The organism is Escherichia sp. AM3 (assembly GCF_032029835.1).
Classification (GTDB): Bacteria; Pseudomonadota; Gammaproteobacteria; order Enterobacterales; family Enterobacteriaceae; genus Escherichia; species Escherichia coli.
Window position 1 is genome coordinate 1 of record NZ_JAVUPQ010000836.1, and the last position, 296, is coordinate 296.

Here is a 296-nt window from a genome sequence, read left to right on the forward strand (position 1 = left end):
GCTTGTAAAAATAAAAAACCAACTGTTGATTTTGCAAGCTATGATGCAGTTGCCACATAGTGAACTCATCATAGTTGGAGAGGGCGAAGAACGGCTTACATTGCAAACATTTATCGATCAAAATTCTCTCAGCGAGCGAGTTACTCTCTTGGGAAAAAAGGATAATGTTGTTGATTATTACCATGATTCCGATGCCTTTGTGCTGGCCTCTGACTATGAAGGTTTTGCTCTTGTCGTTGCCGAAGCTATGGCATGTGGATTACCAGTGGTCGCAACAGATTGTGGTGGGCCAGCAG

1 protein-coding gene is annotated in these 296 nt (G+C 43.2%); it reads left to right on the forward strand.

The annotated features are described in order from the left end of the window. The coding region (locus tag RTW80_RS28630) for a glycosyltransferase (RefSeq protein ID WP_312721478.1) at positions 1 to 296 on the forward strand (296 nt) is incomplete at both ends.